At 58.1% G+C, this 14,626-nt stretch carries 14 protein-coding genes; 6 read left to right on the plus strand and 8 right to left on the minus strand.

The window, feature by feature from the left end:
• Positions 1-216 precede the first annotated feature (216 nt).
• The 5 genes from NCS03_RS25530 to NCS03_RS25550 all read right to left on the minus strand — a co-directional run bounded on the left by NCS03_RS25530 (position 217) and on the right by NCS03_RS25550 (position 4,323).
• Positions 217-474, minus strand: a complete 258-nt coding sequence (locus NCS03_RS25530) for a hypothetical protein (RefSeq protein ID WP_008346270.1) — start codon at positions 472-474, stop codon at positions 217-219.
• A 447-nt stretch (positions 475-921) separates the two neighbouring features.
• Complete coding sequence (locus NCS03_RS25535; RefSeq protein WP_008346266.1) at positions 922-1,179, minus strand: hypothetical protein; 258 nt, start codon at positions 1,177-1,179, stop codon at positions 922-924.
• A gap of 448 nt (positions 1,180-1,627) precedes the next feature.
• Positions 1,628-1,885, minus strand: a complete 258-nt coding sequence (locus NCS03_RS25540) for a hypothetical protein (protein ID WP_008346268.1) — start codon at positions 1,883-1,885, stop codon at positions 1,628-1,630.
• Positions 1,886-1,928: 43 nt separating this feature from the next.
• Positions 1,929-2,186 carry a hypothetical protein gene (locus NCS03_RS25545; protein ID WP_008346270.1) on the minus strand — a complete coding sequence of 86 codons (258 nt, stop codon included), beginning with the start codon at positions 2,184-2,186 and terminating at the stop codon, positions 1,929-1,931.
• A 313-nt stretch (positions 2,187-2,499) separates the two neighbouring features.
• Positions 2,500-4,323 (minus strand): alpha/beta fold hydrolase, encoded by a 1,824-nt coding sequence (locus NCS03_RS25550; RefSeq protein WP_175980262.1) that lies wholly within the window; start codon positions 4,321-4,323, stop codon positions 2,500-2,502.
• Between the two features lie 469 nt (positions 4,324-4,792).
• On the opposite strand from NCS03_RS25550, the gene NCS03_RS25555 reads away from it, so the two are divergent.
• From NCS03_RS25555 to NCS03_RS25570, 4 genes are all read left to right on the plus strand, one after another.
• Positions 4,793-5,866, plus strand: a complete 1,074-nt coding sequence (locus tag NCS03_RS25555; RefSeq protein ID WP_250522431.1) for a M4 family metallopeptidase — start codon at positions 4,793-4,795, stop codon at positions 5,864-5,866.
• Positions 5,867-5,975: 109 nt separating this feature from the next.
• Entirely contained in the window at positions 5,976-6,266 is a 291-nt protein-coding gene (locus tag NCS03_RS25560) for a protealysin inhibitor emfourin (RefSeq protein WP_250530060.1), read from the plus strand.
• Between the two features lie 555 nt (positions 6,267-6,821).
• The gene (locus NCS03_RS25565) at positions 6,822-7,262 is read left to right on the plus strand and encodes a cupin domain-containing protein (protein WP_033536022.1); all 441 of its coding nucleotides are present in this window, start codon (positions 6,822-6,824) and stop codon (positions 7,260-7,262) included.
• 673 nt (positions 7,263-7,935) lie between these two features.
• Entirely contained in the window at positions 7,936-9,027 is a 1,092-nt protein-coding gene (locus tag NCS03_RS25570) for a GlxA family transcriptional regulator (protein WP_250530061.1), read from the plus strand.
• Between the two features lie 11 nt (positions 9,028-9,038).
• On the opposite strand, the gene NCS03_RS25575 is transcribed toward NCS03_RS25570, so the two are convergent.
• The 3 genes from NCS03_RS25575 to NCS03_RS25585 are packed head-to-tail and all read right to left on the minus strand — an operon-like array spanning position 9,039 to position 12,456.
• A complete protein-coding gene (locus NCS03_RS25575) occupies positions 9,039-10,394 on the minus strand; it encodes a glycosyltransferase WbuB (RefSeq protein WP_250530062.1) in 1,356 nt (451 codons plus the stop codon).
• Positions 10,351-10,977 (minus strand): DapH/DapD/GlmU-related protein, encoded by a 627-nt coding sequence (locus NCS03_RS25580; protein ID WP_250530063.1) that lies wholly within the window; start codon positions 10,975-10,977, stop codon positions 10,351-10,353. The genes NCS03_RS25575 and NCS03_RS25580 overlap by 44 nt, the downstream gene beginning before the upstream one ends.
• A gap of 60 nt (positions 10,978-11,037) precedes the next feature.
• Positions 11,038-12,456, minus strand: a complete 1,419-nt coding sequence (locus NCS03_RS25585; protein ID WP_250530064.1) for a glycosyltransferase family 4 protein — start codon at positions 12,454-12,456, stop codon at positions 11,038-11,040.
• Between the two features lie 316 nt (positions 12,457-12,772).
• On the opposite strand from NCS03_RS25585, the gene NCS03_RS25590 reads away from it, so the two are divergent.
• Positions 12,773-13,930 (plus strand): glycosyltransferase, encoded by a 1,158-nt coding sequence (locus NCS03_RS25590; protein ID WP_175980259.1) that lies wholly within the window; start codon positions 12,773-12,775, stop codon positions 13,928-13,930.
• Between the two features lie 203 nt (positions 13,931-14,133).
• Positions 14,134-14,613, plus strand: a complete 480-nt coding sequence (locus NCS03_RS25595) for a cupin domain-containing protein (protein ID WP_175980258.1) — start codon at positions 14,134-14,136, stop codon at positions 14,611-14,613.
• The last annotated feature ends 13 nt before the right edge of the window (positions 14,614-14,626 follow it).

Consider the following 14,626-nt stretch of genomic DNA (forward strand, 5'->3'; position numbering starts at 1 on the left):
GCATCGACTTGCGTGACGGGCGCGACGTTGGTCTGCGGGCTGGCGAACGAGAAGCCGCCGTTGACATTGGCGTTGACGCCGTTGTTCTGGAAGATGCTGGAGCCGCCGACGATAGCGCCCATTTCTTCACGGTCGAGTTCTTTGCTGACTGCGAGGGATTCGATCTTCAACATGATGGTTCTCCGGATGCGTGGATGATTGCGATGAGATGGGGAATCAGAGTGCGACGCCGCCAAGCAGGCTGCCGACCGAAGCGAGCGACTTGGTGATGTTCTTCACGTCGACGTCGGTGTGTTGCGAGGCATCGACTTGCGTGACGGGCGCGACGTTCGTTTGCGGGCTGGCGAAGGAGAAGCCGCCGTTGACGTTGGCGTTGATGCCGTTGTTCTGGAAGATGCTGGAACCGCCGACGATGGCGCCCATTTCAGCACGGCCGAGTTCTTTGCTGACAGCGAGGTTGTCGATCTTCAACATGATGTAGCTCCTGACTTGGTTGGTTGGATGAGCACCAATCGTTGCGCTCGCAGCTACATATGCGAGGGCTGTGCCAGCGGCTACTAGAGGACCTGTTCGGTTAATGCAAGTCATTGATCGACATACAAAATCGAGGTACTCAAAGCAGATCTCTACGCGCAGTCCAGGTCGCTAATGGTCGCCGGCTGTCGGCCGTCCAAAGACAGATACTCGAAACATGTCTGGAGCCGGCGAACACGCAAGGTAATCAGACACGCGACACGTTTCACGCCGCAAGAAGAGAGACGAAACTATGGAATACGAAGTATCGATGAAAAAGACGAACAGCGCTCGCATCGAGCGTTGGGTCGCAACTTGGGGAAGGAAGAACCGGCAGGAAGGGAGTACAGGGAAGAGAAGCAAGGAGAAGGAAGCAGCGTTGTCCCTTCTCCCCTTGTAGACGATGCCTTACAGCTTTCCGCCCACGATCAGGCTGCCGACGGAATCAAGCGTCTTCGTCACGTTCGTCAGGTCGACGTTGGTGTGCGTCGAAGCATCGACTTGCGTGACGGGCGCGACGTTGGTCTGCGGGCTGGCGAACGAGAAGCCGCCGTTGTAGTTGGCGTTGATGCCGTTGTTCTGGAAGATGCTCGCGCCGCCGACGATGGCGCCCATTTCAGCACGGCCGAGTTCTTTGCTAACGGCGAGGTTTTCGATCTTCAGCATGATGTGTCTCCTGGGACGGGTTGGGTTGGACGAGCACCAATCGTTGCGCTCGCATCTCCATATGCGAGAGCTGTGCCAGAAGCGTCCGGATGTTGTCCGGTTAGGCCGATCCATTGAATAGCAAGGCTCACCGGGCATCTACAGCATCATTCACGAACGAGCGGCGCATCGATTCGTCGGCTGCGCGATGACAGATCGCCGAACATGTCGGCGCACGACCGACGGTCCGCGTACACGAATGCGACGGGCTCAGTGAAACAGCCCATATCACATGCACGCGCCGTACAACGCTGGTGACAAAGCCACTTGCAGGCGATTGCCTTGGCGGAAAAAAGCCAAAAGAGGAGCGGCCTGGTCAATCCGCGCATTGCGCGCGTGCGGCCTTCGGAACAATGACGAGAGGGAGAAGGAAACGTCGTCGGTTCCTTCTCCCTTCGAGGGATGATGCTTACAGCTTCGCGCCGAGAATTTCGCTGCCGACCGTGGTGAGCGACTTCGTGATGTTCTTCACGTCGACGTCGATATGTTGCGACGCATCGACTTGCGTGACGGGCGCGACGTTGGTCTGCGGGCTGGCGAACGAGAAGCCGCCGTTGACATTGGCGTTGACGCCGTTGTTCTGGAAGATGCTGGAGCCGCCGACGATGGCGCCCATTTCTTCACGGTCGAGTTCTTTGCTGACTGCGAGGGATTCGATCTTCAACATGATGGTTCTCCGGATGCGTGGATGATTGCGATGAGATGGGGAATCAGAGTGCGACGCCGCCAAGCAGGCTGCCGACCGAAGCGAGCGACTTGGTGATGTTCTTCACGTCGACGTCGGTGTGTTGCGAGGCATCGACTTGCGTGACGGGCGCGACGTTCGTTTGCGGGCTGGCGAAGGAGAAGCCGCCGTTGACGTTGGCGTTGATGCCGTTGTTCTGGAAGATGCTGGAACCGCCGACGATGGCGCCCATTTCAGCACGGCCGAGTTCTTTGCTGACAGCGAGGTTGTCGATCTTCAACATGATGTAGCTCCTGACTTGGTTGGTTGGATGAGCACCAATCGTTGCGCTCGCAGCTACATATGCGAGGGCTGTGCCAGCGGCTACTAGAGGATCTGTTCGGTTAACTCGCCGGCCTGATAGGAAAGGGATTGCGGGGTGGAAGCGCGATTCGCGCGCCGAAACCATCCGCAATAGGCGAGGCCGAAGTGTGGGCCGCAGAGAAACAGAGGGCGGGGACTTGTCGGATTCCGACGAACAGCGTGGTCAACGATACGGGACGCGCGTGCGCGGACGAGCCGCGTCCCGTATCAGAGTCGATGAGATGAAGATCAGCTTAGAGCTGCGGAGAAACACCGAGCGGCGCAATGGGTTCCATGACCGGCGCGCTTTCCGGCTTCAGATCCTTGATGAAGGTGTCGGACATCGCGATCACCGTGGCGAGCGCGCGCGTGTCGTAGAGCGCGTGATCGACATCGCCGCACACTGCGGCCCGGACGCGCGTCGTTCGAGACAGCTTCTTGCCGTGCCTGCCGAAATGCGCGTTCAGTTGATCGAGACCTTCGTCGCCTGCGCCGTACACGAGCAGCGTGCGCACGCCTTTGCGTTCGAGCGCATGGACGATGCTGTGCGGATCCGTGAGCGAACCGTGATCCGCCTGAACGACCTTCTTGCGCGTCACACCGGGCATCTGCGATTGCAGCCGCGCCGCCGCATTCGATGCGAAAGCTTTCAGGATCGGCTTGAGTCCGCGCTTGCCGCTCAGCACGAGCCACCATTTTTGCGGCTTCAGGATCGCGGGTCCGAGACGCGCCATCGTGTTGCGCCGCTGCGCTCTGAGCTCTTGCAGCGTCAGATGCTCAGGTACATGGAAGCGCTGCAGATTCACGGCGATGACAGCGCCGATAGCCGGCTCGATCAGCGACGCGCGCAACGCGCTATACGCACCCGAGCAGATGCCGAACACAACGACGTTATCGTAGCCCTTTCGTTTGAGCCATGCAGCTGCGGTCGCGACATCCTCGATCGTGGTTTGCGCATGAATCGACGCAACCGTGTCGTGCGTGCCATCCGGCGAACGTGCGGGACTGTCGCCGATGCCACGCGCATCGAAGCGCAACGATGCGATGCCGCGTTGTGCCATCTCCCGCGCCATGCGGACGGACAGCCGGCTGTCGCCTTGATGCACGCTGCCCGCCGTATTCGTGATGACGATCACAGGGCCGCCCGGCAGTCCGTCGCGCGGCTCGCACAAGATGCCGAAGAGTCCTGCAGCGCCGAAGATCACCGGGCGCTCGATCGCTTCCGGCGTTTCGATGATCGCATCGTCGCTCATGCTCGGGCGCGCTGCCTTTCTCGTGCGGGCCGGCTTGAGATCGCGGGCCATGCCTTCGGCCACGCCCTCCTCGATCCATTGCGCGGCGCGCTTGAGCGTCTTCTCGGGCAAGACCGACGATGCAGTCTCCTGCATGAATTCGAAGTAGTCGTCGAAGGCTTCCGTCTGCACGTCGACGCCTCGATCGAGCAATACGTTGCATAGCGACCGGCTCGCGCCCGGCCGCAAGTCGGCCACGAACACGCGCTTGGGCAGAGCGGACTGATGACTCATCGCCTTGCCGAGATCGAGCCCGCTCAGGCGGCTGCGAAACGCTTCGCTATAAACCTGACCGAGCACGTGATATGGCGAATCGACCTGCACCGCTCTCACGACGACGGGAAGATTTTCGACCCACGTCTGTCGCAGCGCGGTGAGTTCGCGCAGATAGTGGCGTCCGTTGACCACGGGCGCGAGGAGCGCGAGCGAATCCACCAGCGGATGATGCGATGCCAGCGCAGCCAGTGTGCCGCCCAGACGCAAGCCGCACAGCGTGACTTTCGTTACGCCCGTTTCCTGTCGCAAACGTTCGATAGCCGCGCCGATATCCGCGATGAAGTGATCGACCCGATCGCTCTCATGATCGATGCCGACTGAATCGCCGGTCGCCAGATAGTCGAAGCGCAAGACCGGAATGCCGCGTCGGGAAAGCTCTTCGGCCAGATAGCGCATGGCCTTGTGGCCCCACGCTTCCTCATGCCCGAATGGGTTGCATAGCACGACGCCGTGGCTTCCATGGCCGACGTGAAGCCACCCGAAGCGGCCTCCGAAGACGATCGGCGTCATGCGTCGGCCCCACTTCCAATATTACCGACGCATAGGCGCTCGCTTCGGTAAGAAGCGATATTGGCAACGCACTGAATCCCTGGGCCGCTCGATGTTTTATTTAGGTCGCGCATTTGTTGAGGTTCTCATTGCACGTTTTGCAAGATTTAACCTCCTTTCGTTTCTGGCCTTCGGTGCGCTGGACAACAAAGTGATGTTTTGCCGCATGCATGGGGTATACCGCCATGCATGCACGAGACCGGACGTCTAGACGTCGATGCAATGTTCGCTATCGCACATTCGCGTCTCTTGGCACGGAAAGAAGTTAAGTAGATCTACATGAATGGAAGGCCGGAATGAAGCGGTTCGCGAGGACCGACATAACGCTTGGCAATGGTAGAAGGGCATCTATTGACTATTCGGAGGCATCGTCTAGATTTTCGTCGTGGCCGCGCTCAATCCATCGATTCGATTCGCCAAGGAGACGATCATGTGCACTCGCCTGAAACCCGGACGCCCTCACTCCATCTATTGCATTCTGCCGCCGCACATGCTGGAGCACATCGCGAAGCATGGCGACGCGAAGGAGCGCGAGATCGCCATCGACACGCTGTCGAAGGATCACACGATGCGGTCCTTCCGTGCCGTGGAGGCCACGCTCGCAGTCCGGCGCGCAGCGCCGATGCCCACTGCCGCCGCGCCTTCCGCGCATCGCACGATCTACACGGCCGACGAAACTGAAACGTTGCCCGGCACGGTCATTCGTACCGAAGGCGCAAAGCCCGTAAAAGACGATGCCGCCAACGAAGCCTATGACGGTCTCGGTGCGACCTTCGAGTTCTATCTGGAGGTGTTTCATCGCAATTCGATCGACGATGCGGGCATGCCGCTCATCGGCACCGTCCATTTCGGCAAGGACTATGACAACGCGTTCTGGAACTCGCAGCAGATGGTTTTCGGCGATGGCGACGGCGAGCTCTTCAACCGCTTCACCATTGCACTGGATGTCATCGGTCACGAATTGACGCATGGCGTGACCGAACATACCGCCGGCCTGAATTACATGACGCAGGCGGGCGCGCTGAACGAGTCGATATCGGATGTGTTCGGCTCGCTCATCAAGCAATACGCGCACAAGCAGACGGCGGACAAGGCGGACTGGCTTATCGGCGAGGGATTGCTCGCGAAGGGCGTCAATGGCGTCGCGCTTCGCTCGATGAAGAATCCCGGCACGGCCTACGACGATCCGAGGCTCGGAAAGGATCCGCAGCCCGCCGACATGAGCGAGTACGTTCGCACGACGCAGGACAACGGCGGCGTGCATATCAACTCAGGCATTCCAAACAAGGCGTTCTGCATGACCGCTCTTGAAATCGGCGGATATGCTTGGGAGAAGGCGGGGCGAATCTGGTATGAGACGCTGACCGACTCGCACCTCAAGCCGACCGCGACCTTCAAGACATTCGCGAAGCTGACGCTAACTGCGGCGAGCAGGCTATATGGCGCGAGTAGCGCGGAGGCATCGGCGGTCAAGAAGGGATGGCACGAAGTCGGTGTATTGTGATCGTGCGCGCGCTCGCATCTTCGCCGCGCTCCTGTTGTCGGGCGCGGCGCTGGTGTGCGCGGGCTGCGCCTCACATCAATCGTCGTGGGAGCCTTCAATGCACGCGGAGTTGACGACCGATGGCGGGTTAGCTGCCTTTCCCGGACTTGCACGGCCGATCGTTCTCGACGAGAAGGATCTTTCGCCCGACGATGGCGTTGCATTCGCGCATCTCGTCGTGGCGGCGCGCGCCGAGGCGAGCGCATCGAGGCCACGCGCAACGAAACCTGTTCCGGACGGCCGCACCTATCGGATCCATGTCGATGGCGACGATACGCTTCACCTTCAGGCCGCCGATCCTTCCATACCCCCTGCCTTTGCCGCCTTGATGGAGTTCATCAAGCGGCATGGACATCGCTAACTTCCGGCTGTGCGTGCGTCAACACTTCGGCTGAATTGGATAATTCCCCAGCTAACTCTGCTTTCGTAAGATGTGCTTGCAGTTTGCTGATTCCATACATTCAAACGGAGTATCTATGAAGCCCGCCAAAGTTCTGCTTCGATCATCATTGAGATGCCCTCCGTCGATCGATCGGCGGCGATCAGAAGCATCTACACGTCAATCAAAGGCAGAACGGCAATCGCTCGATAACTTCGGCGACTGCCGTTCTCGCGTTCGATCACCTCACCCGCGCGAGCTATCAAACCAGCCTTAGACCGAGGCTAGGATTCAAGAATTATGTATGTGCGTTGGCTCATACAAAACACCGGTTTTTCGTTTGCGCAATTCCGGCGTGCTGTATAAGATTGCCAAACATTACAGACTGTAATGTTGATGATGAACGTTTTCCTTGCCTCTTTGTCTGTAAATGCGCAAGGCGCCGAAACCTTGACGGAGCCAGATTGCTGAATGAGCGAGCGCAGACTCTCTCCCGCTCTTTCGATGACCGATCAAGCCGCACCATAAGGAGACTTCATGCCAACTCCCGTTTTCGAGTCCGTACGTCTAGACGATGTGTTGCTCGAACCAGATCCGATCGACCCCGCATGGATACTCGAAGGCAATCCTGTCGCCCGCAGTGGCAGATGGTCGCAAAGTCTCGACACGACGACCTCCTCGTGGGTCTGGGATTGCACCGCTGGCCGCTTCAACTGGTACTTCGAGCAAGACGAGACCATCTATGTGATCGAAGGCGAAGTCATCATTACCGCCGAAGGTCAGGAACCGCGCACGCTGCGCGCGGGACACGCCGCATTGTTTTACGCGGGCACGCGATCTCAGTGGTACGTTCCTAAGTATGTGCGCAAGCATGCCATCCTTCGTCCGCACATCACGAAGCCTGTGTTGTTCGCGCTCAAGGTGAGCCGCAGATTGCAGGGCAAGCCGAGCGGCTATCTGCCTCGCACGTCGCTCTGACAATCTCCTTCGAAGAACATCACGGAACTATCGAAGTGATGAGTCACGCGATGGACAACCTCGTCCATTGGTCAAGGCATTGCGAACGGATCAGGCAGGAGAGCGCACGGTTCCCGAGTTCCTGCGAGGCGCGTGGCACGCCGGAGTAGTCCGCAATACGCCAGCGCTTTAGTTCATTGCCGATGCCATCTGCCGCCGATTCGCAGAAAAGAATCAAACGCGCCAATGCCGGCATGCATGACCGCGCGTGATGCGAATTGGCTCTTTGCTCATGGAGAACTTTTCGCGAAACGTCGCATTCGCCTTTGGCGAATCAATCGGCGCATGCTCGTCATAACATATGATTTGAACGCAACGCGGGATAGCTTTTGATTCTGCTGCATCCGTAAAGATACTTCCGGCGAGAGGCGGGCGCGAATTCGCGCCCGTTTTTGTATTGCTCGGCACTGCGAGAATACGCTTCTTCACCTAACTTCGCGAAACGCTACGAAAGCAAACGATTGCGAGTGCGATCATGGCGGCGTTTGCAAATGTACCGTCCACGACTATGCCGTCTGTCCATACGAACGTGCGTATCCGTTCAACGCCGCGAGCGATTAAGAACTTTTTTCATATGGATGTCTATTTTTATCGTTGCCTCGACGCAATTTTTTCTTACCTGTAACCTGCGTCTGTGAGAACGCCTGGTGACTCCCAAAAGTTAAACGACGCCCACAGTCGACACGCTCGTTCGGAAGGAATAACACTAACGCAACGAATTGGAGGCTCCGCGATGTCAACCTCAACTGACGTCCTCGAAGCTACGTCCGTCGCTGGCGACTGCGCGTATGCGATGCATGATTCGACGGTAATCAAGCACATCGGCATTGTTTTATACGATGGTTTCTCTTTGCTGGCCGCAGGCACCCTCGCCGAAGCGCTGCATGTGGCGAACGAGTTGCAATCCGAAGCAGCGAATCATTCTTTGAAATATCGCGTGAATCTGGTATCGGCTCGCGGGGGTACGGTCTCGTGTTCTTCTTCCATGTCCGTGTGGACGGAACAACTCGCCGGAGGAAAATTCGATAGTCTCGATAACCTTTTCGTCGCAGGAGGCAGCGGCGTGGCACGCGCGTCCTCGGACGACAATCTTATGGAACTCCTGAGACGCGTGAGCGGGAAGAGCGTCACCATTACCGCGATGGGAAACGCGCACATGCTCTTGTCGGCCGCGGGCGTTACGCCGCGGGACTGGCCTTCGATGAAGCAGGATATTCCGCCCAGTTCGGCGACCAAAACCCTATCAGAGCATGAACGCGATCAGGCATTGATGACATCGCTTGCATTCGTCAAGAAGGACTTGGGCGCCGATCTGGCTATGCGTGTCGCGGACCGTCTCGAATCGGGCGGAGGCTTGTCGCTCGAGGCGGCGTTCGAAGAGATGTATGACACGACGCTGGCCGAGAAGGCGCGCGCGGCGGCGCGTTGGCTCGTGCTGAACTGCGCAAAGGCGATATCCGTCGTCGATGCAGCGCGCATGTCTTCGATGAGCGAGCGCAACTTCCTGCGTCTGTTTAAGCGCGAGATCGGCGTCACGCCTTCGAAATATCTGCTTCGCGCGCGGCTCGATCTCACTTGCAAGCTGCTCGAAAATAGCGATCTTCCGGTCGACAAGATCGCCCGTCGAACGGGCCTCAGCAACGGAGAGAGACTGTCGAAGCTATTCCGCAAGGAATTCTCGATGTCCCCAACCGAATTTCGCGCACGAAGCCGGAATAAGCGCTGAGAGCGAAGCGCTCAGGTTGTCGGCGCCTGATCGCCGACACCTCGTTTGGCCTTGACCGAACTACGCAGACGCGCCTCGAATTGCAGAAGGATCGATTCCTTGGCGAGATTCGATGCCGCGTATTGTCGGCCGAGCGCACCAAGACGCTCACGAAGCGAGCGGTCATTGGCGAGACGAAGTATGGCTTTAGTCAATGCAGTTGGAGACTCGGGTTCGACCGCGAGGCCGACGGAATTCACGACGTCCCATAGCTCGGTGCCTTCATTCGCCGTGGCGATAACCGGCCGATTGCTCGACAGCATGGCGCCGAGCTTCGATGGCATGACGAGATCGGCGGCATCGGCGCGTTGCGGCAGAACATGCATGTCCGCAAGCGCGAGCAGTTCGTGGAAGCGCTCTTTAGGCTGCAAATCGAGGAATTTGACATTGGGTAAGTCGCGGGCCTTATCGAGCAGGAACGATCTTGCGGGCCCGGCACCGCAGATCACGAACATGATGTCCTCGCGCCACGCGAGAAGCTTTGCCGCATCCGCGATAACTTCCAGACCTTGCTTGAGCCCGAGATTGCCGGAATAGAGTACGACCTGCACGCCGCGACCGAGAGCGAGTTGCCCGCGAAACGAATTATCCGCGCTGTCCGATTGTGCATGCTGCATGTCGACCCAATTCGGAAATGTAAAAGCGTTCTCGCAAAGGACGCCTTTTTGCACCGCCAGTCGCGTCATCGCGGCTGAGGGAGTGGAGACCACGTCGGCGCGCGACATCAGCCATTTTTCAGCGGACGATGCGAGCTTCTTCGCCGCACGGCCCTTCAGGATTCCAAGCCGGAAAGCGGCATCGACCTCGTAGTCCTGTACGTGAAGCCAGAACGATGCACTCGCGATGCGCGCTGCCAACAGCGCCATGGGCGACGCGAACAAGGGCGGCTCGACGAGCCATACGGCTTGCGGACGCCACGCGATTTGCACTGCCGCGGCGGGAATGGAGAAGAGTGCGAAGCTCAACAGATGCAATATGCGCTTCAAGCCCGAAGGGCGTTTCGGGCACCAGAAGGGCACGCGTATCACCGAAACATTGTTGAGCTGTTCCGTCACGTATGTGTGCGAGTTATAGCCGGCGTGAACGCGCCACTCGGGATAATACGGAAAAGCGGTGATTACGCGTACCGTATGTCCGCGCAATGCAAGCCATTCCGCCAGCTCGGCAGAATACTTTCCAACCCCGGTTACTTCCGGGGCGTAGTTGAGCGAGATCATCAGCACTTTCATCGAGCCACCCAATGTGGTTGAAACTGAAAAGTCGGCGCGCCGAACGCGCTGACTTTCAATCGAAGCGCTTGCGAATGAAGCGGCATGGGTTGCCGCCATAAACGCCTTCGGGCTCGAGCGAACGATGTACGACGGAAAGCGGTGTAACGACCGCCGAACGGCCGATGGTCACGCCCATTTGCACGACACAATTCGCCGTGATCCACACGCCGTCTTCAATGACGATCGGTGCAACGCTCAGATTCATCGTCGTGCTCATTGCGTGCGAGCCGGCTGTGAGGAACGTGCCTTGTGAAATGCACACATGCGATCCGACGCGGATGGGCGCCTGGTTATAGATCCACACATCGGCGCCGAACCATGAGTGATCGCCCACTTCGAGATTCCACGGTGCTTTCACGCGAAGCTGTTGCAGGAAGCGGCAACCGACGCCTATCTTCGCGCCGAAGAGACGGAGTAACGCAACTCGCACATTCGAAAACGGGTTGAGCTTGTTATTGATGACGCAGGCTTCGACAACAAACCATAGTGCTTCGATGAGCGTCGATCGCGCCTTCTCATAGTTGCCCTTTCCTGCTCGGCTCAGATCGATGACGCGATTGGCAGGGTGCTCGTCCTTGACATCGTGGACAACGGTTTCCGCGTTCGGCACCGCATTGTCGGTGAGGAGTTCTGACGCCATTTGGAAGCTCTCCCAGCAGTCGTTGCACGTTTCAGGTATTGGCGGTGCGGACAGATCGACTTAACTGTCGCCAATCCGGGACATCTTCGGAGAGGGCTGCCAGCACATACGGCGCACTCGAAACGTCTCCAGTGCATGACGAAGCACCGACAGCCTGCGGTCGTCCGTCAAGGATTCGATGCGCTGCTTCCCTCGCTGGATCAGCCGCATTCTCAGGTCGGGGTCGATGATGAGCTCACGAAGTGCATCGGCCATGCTGTCCGGGTTCACAAGATCGATGAGAAGCCCCGCGTCGTCAATCTGGTCTCGCAGGTTCTTCAGGTCGGAATACAGCACGGGCACGCGAAGCTGAAACGCCTCGTAGGGCGGCAGGTTCGTGGGACCGAAATACGTGGGCATCACCAATGCGACCGCCTGACGATAGAGGCAGGTCACTTCGATATCGGACACGAAGCCTGCAAAGCGGATTCGGTCCGCCAGCCTGAGCTCATCGGCCACTGAGCGTACATGAGCCAGGTTGCCAAAGTCGCGCCCAGAGAATATGGCGCCGACCCTGATCCCGAAGCGATCCTCCAGGCTGCGCAATCCCCGCAATAGATAGACATGGTTCTTATGCGGCCAGAACTGGGCGGGATAGTAGACGTAGTCGCAATCCAGGCCATACTTTGCCTTGATGTCGATAAAGCGATCCGGATGATCAAGCTCATGCTCGGACAACTGCGTTCCAATCGCGGGAGAAAAGGGAATCACATGAACTCTTTCCTCATCGACGGCATATCGTCGGATCACGTTATCGCGTCCCGCTTCTGAATCGACTACGACACCGGTCGCTTTCTTCAGCGCAAGTTGATAGATCTGCTCGCGGCGCTCGAACTCGCCGCCACAGCGAACTTCAGGAAAGTCCACTTCATCGCGGTGCGCCAGATCCCAGACCGTAAAGAGATAGCTGAAATGTGCAGTCACGAGAGCCAGATAGGACGGACCCGTGAAGTAGACGAGGTCCGCGCCCATTTCCCGTAAAGACCCGTCGAGCCAATTGAAGTACACGTGCTTTCTGAATAGTTGAGGCGGATTGAGCAGGCGCCACATGACATGGAAACGCGCAAGCAGCTTTTGCCAGCGGTGAACGCGAAGATAGCGAGCATCGATTCCATTCCGATGCAGTTCTTCGATCGCGGACCTGCGCGTCGTGATGAAGGTCACGTTACAGAGTTCGGGCGGCAGGCGCTTGGCCAGAAGCGCAGCATTCGTCGCTTGCTGAAATCCTCCGCCTACTGAATTGTCCAGTTCGATAAAGACCACCATCCGGATCGGCCGGACATGAAAGCCGATGCCGGTGACATCCGCGCCGCTCGCATGTTCACGAGTTTCAACGCGGCGATGGGCGAATCGGGGAACTGCCAGATCACTTTGATAGGTAGTGCTCGAAGCGGCTCTCTTGAACAACATATCTTGAGTTCCCCGCAGAAGAAAGGACATGTTGCGTTCACAGCGACACGATCAATATCGGATCGTCTATCGTGGGCTGGTCTAACGATAGCCTGCCGTATATCCGCGCGACCCGTTATGACGGATGACGGCAAGACGTTGGCTGACCGATGAGTGAGACCGCGCCCGCCATCGCCGCGGACTCAGCACGCGGATGCCCGGCCAAAAGCTTGATGATTTCCGCCAACGGACCTTGCCGGGCATCCGCGGCGCTACGATGCCTTTCCGGGGCGTTGCACGAGGCTGTCGAAAGGTGTCGACGAACATTGCCGCTCCCGCATGCGTCCTGGCTCACTGGAGAACGTCTTTGAAAACGCTCCACATCATTCCGTCTATCGAGGCAAGGAGTGGCGGTCCGGCGGAGGCAATCAAGAAGCTCGCCGCAGAACTGCGGCTGTTTGGACACACGGTCGATATCGTCTGTCTCGATCCTTCGGCCCATGCCGACACGTCAGATGACGCTGTGTTCGATCAAGTGGTCCGCCTTGGACACCATGCAGGGAAATACTCGTTCAACTTCCGCCTCGTTCGCTGGCTGATCGAGCATGGCAGGCAATACGATGCGATTGTCGTGGATGGCATTTGGCAGTTTCATAGCGCGGCGGCCGTGTTTTCGCTGCGTCCGCGGAAGATTCCATACTTCGTCATGCCGCACGGAATGCTGGATCCATGGTTCAACATAGGCCATCCACTGAAGTTCGCGAAGAAGCTTGTCTATTGGTTATTCGTTGAACGACACGTCCTGAGCAACGCGAAAGGCGTTCTTTTCACTACGGATAGCGAGCGAACCCTCGCGCGCAAAGCATTCCCGCTATATCGCGCCAAGGAAAACACCATGACGATCGGCACCGTGCCGCCACCTTTGATCGAAAAGGCAGAGGTTACAAAGTGGCGCGCGTCGGGGCATTCGAATGACAAGAAGTTGATGTTGTTTCTAGGGCGGCTCCATGAAAAGAAAGGCTGCGACCTGTTGATTCGCGCCTTTCATGATCTGCGAGACGCCGCGAACGACTATCAACTAGTTATTGCGGGGCCTGACAACAACGGCGTCGCGGCGAAGCTGCGTCGTGAAGCCGAGCAACTCGGGCTTGCCAGGAAAATCACCTGGATCGATATGGTGACGGGCGCGGACAAGTGGTCCTTGTTGCGGGCCGCGGACGTCATGGTTTTACCTTCGCATCAGGAGAACTTCGGCGTCGTGGTGGCCGAGGCGCTCGCATGCGGCGTGCCGGTGCTACTGACCGACAAGGTCGGAATCTGGCAGGAAGTCGTGGCGGACCGAGCGGGCCTCGTCGATGTGGATACGCAGCCCGGCATCACCCGGTTGCTTATGCAATGGACGAGCTTGCCGGAGCATGAAAAGGATGCGATGAGATCAGCTGCGAGGCAGTGCTTCGACGACCGCTTTCATGTATCTCGCGCGGCCAGGAACTATATTTCGCTGATGAGTGACGGCCGCGCCTAATGATCGAGGCAAGATACGTGCGTTCGTGCGCGCGACCTTCGCATGCGCGACTTATATGACGAGAAAGGGTCGAGCCGCGACGCAAATCGGTCAACACCTTGCCAGATTCCGTCACTTGACGAGAGACGAATCACAACGGGCGCTAAGCTTCAGTTACGGACGATGCGCGTTCTGGCCTCTGCTACGCGTTTCAAAGCGCGTCCATGTCGGACATTCTCCAGTCGGGACACATCATGAGGGTATTTTCGGCCGAGCAGGACATTGGGGTTGAAGAAAGCGTCGATATCATCGCTCACGACGGCGTCACACTTGCTCTTATCATCCGTGCTTCCTTCTCGAGAGAAGGCGTGAATTTTTTCACGCCGCGCGAATACTCGCAGCAACTCGCGCATATGGAGCATGCCGCCGGAACGAAGATATGCGCGCATGTGCATAACATCATGGCGCGTGAAGTAAAGCTGACGCAAGAAGTTCTGCTGATCAAAAGAGGACGCGTTCGCGTCGATCTTTATGGTGCGAACCTGCACTATGTGACGAGCCGGACACTTGGGCCCGGAGACGTCATATTGCTGTCCGCGGGCGGTCACGGCTTCGAAATGCTCGAGGACGCGGCCTTCATCGAGGTGAAACAAGGGCCTTACATGGGCGATCACGACAAGGTTCGATTCGAACCGCGGTCGTGAGTTACGGCGTTGA

Origin of the sequence: Caballeronia sp. ATUFL_F1_KS4A, from assembly GCF_023630905.1 — a bacterium.
Lineage (GTDB): Bacteria > Pseudomonadota > Gammaproteobacteria > Burkholderiales > Burkholderiaceae > Caballeronia > Caballeronia zhejiangensis.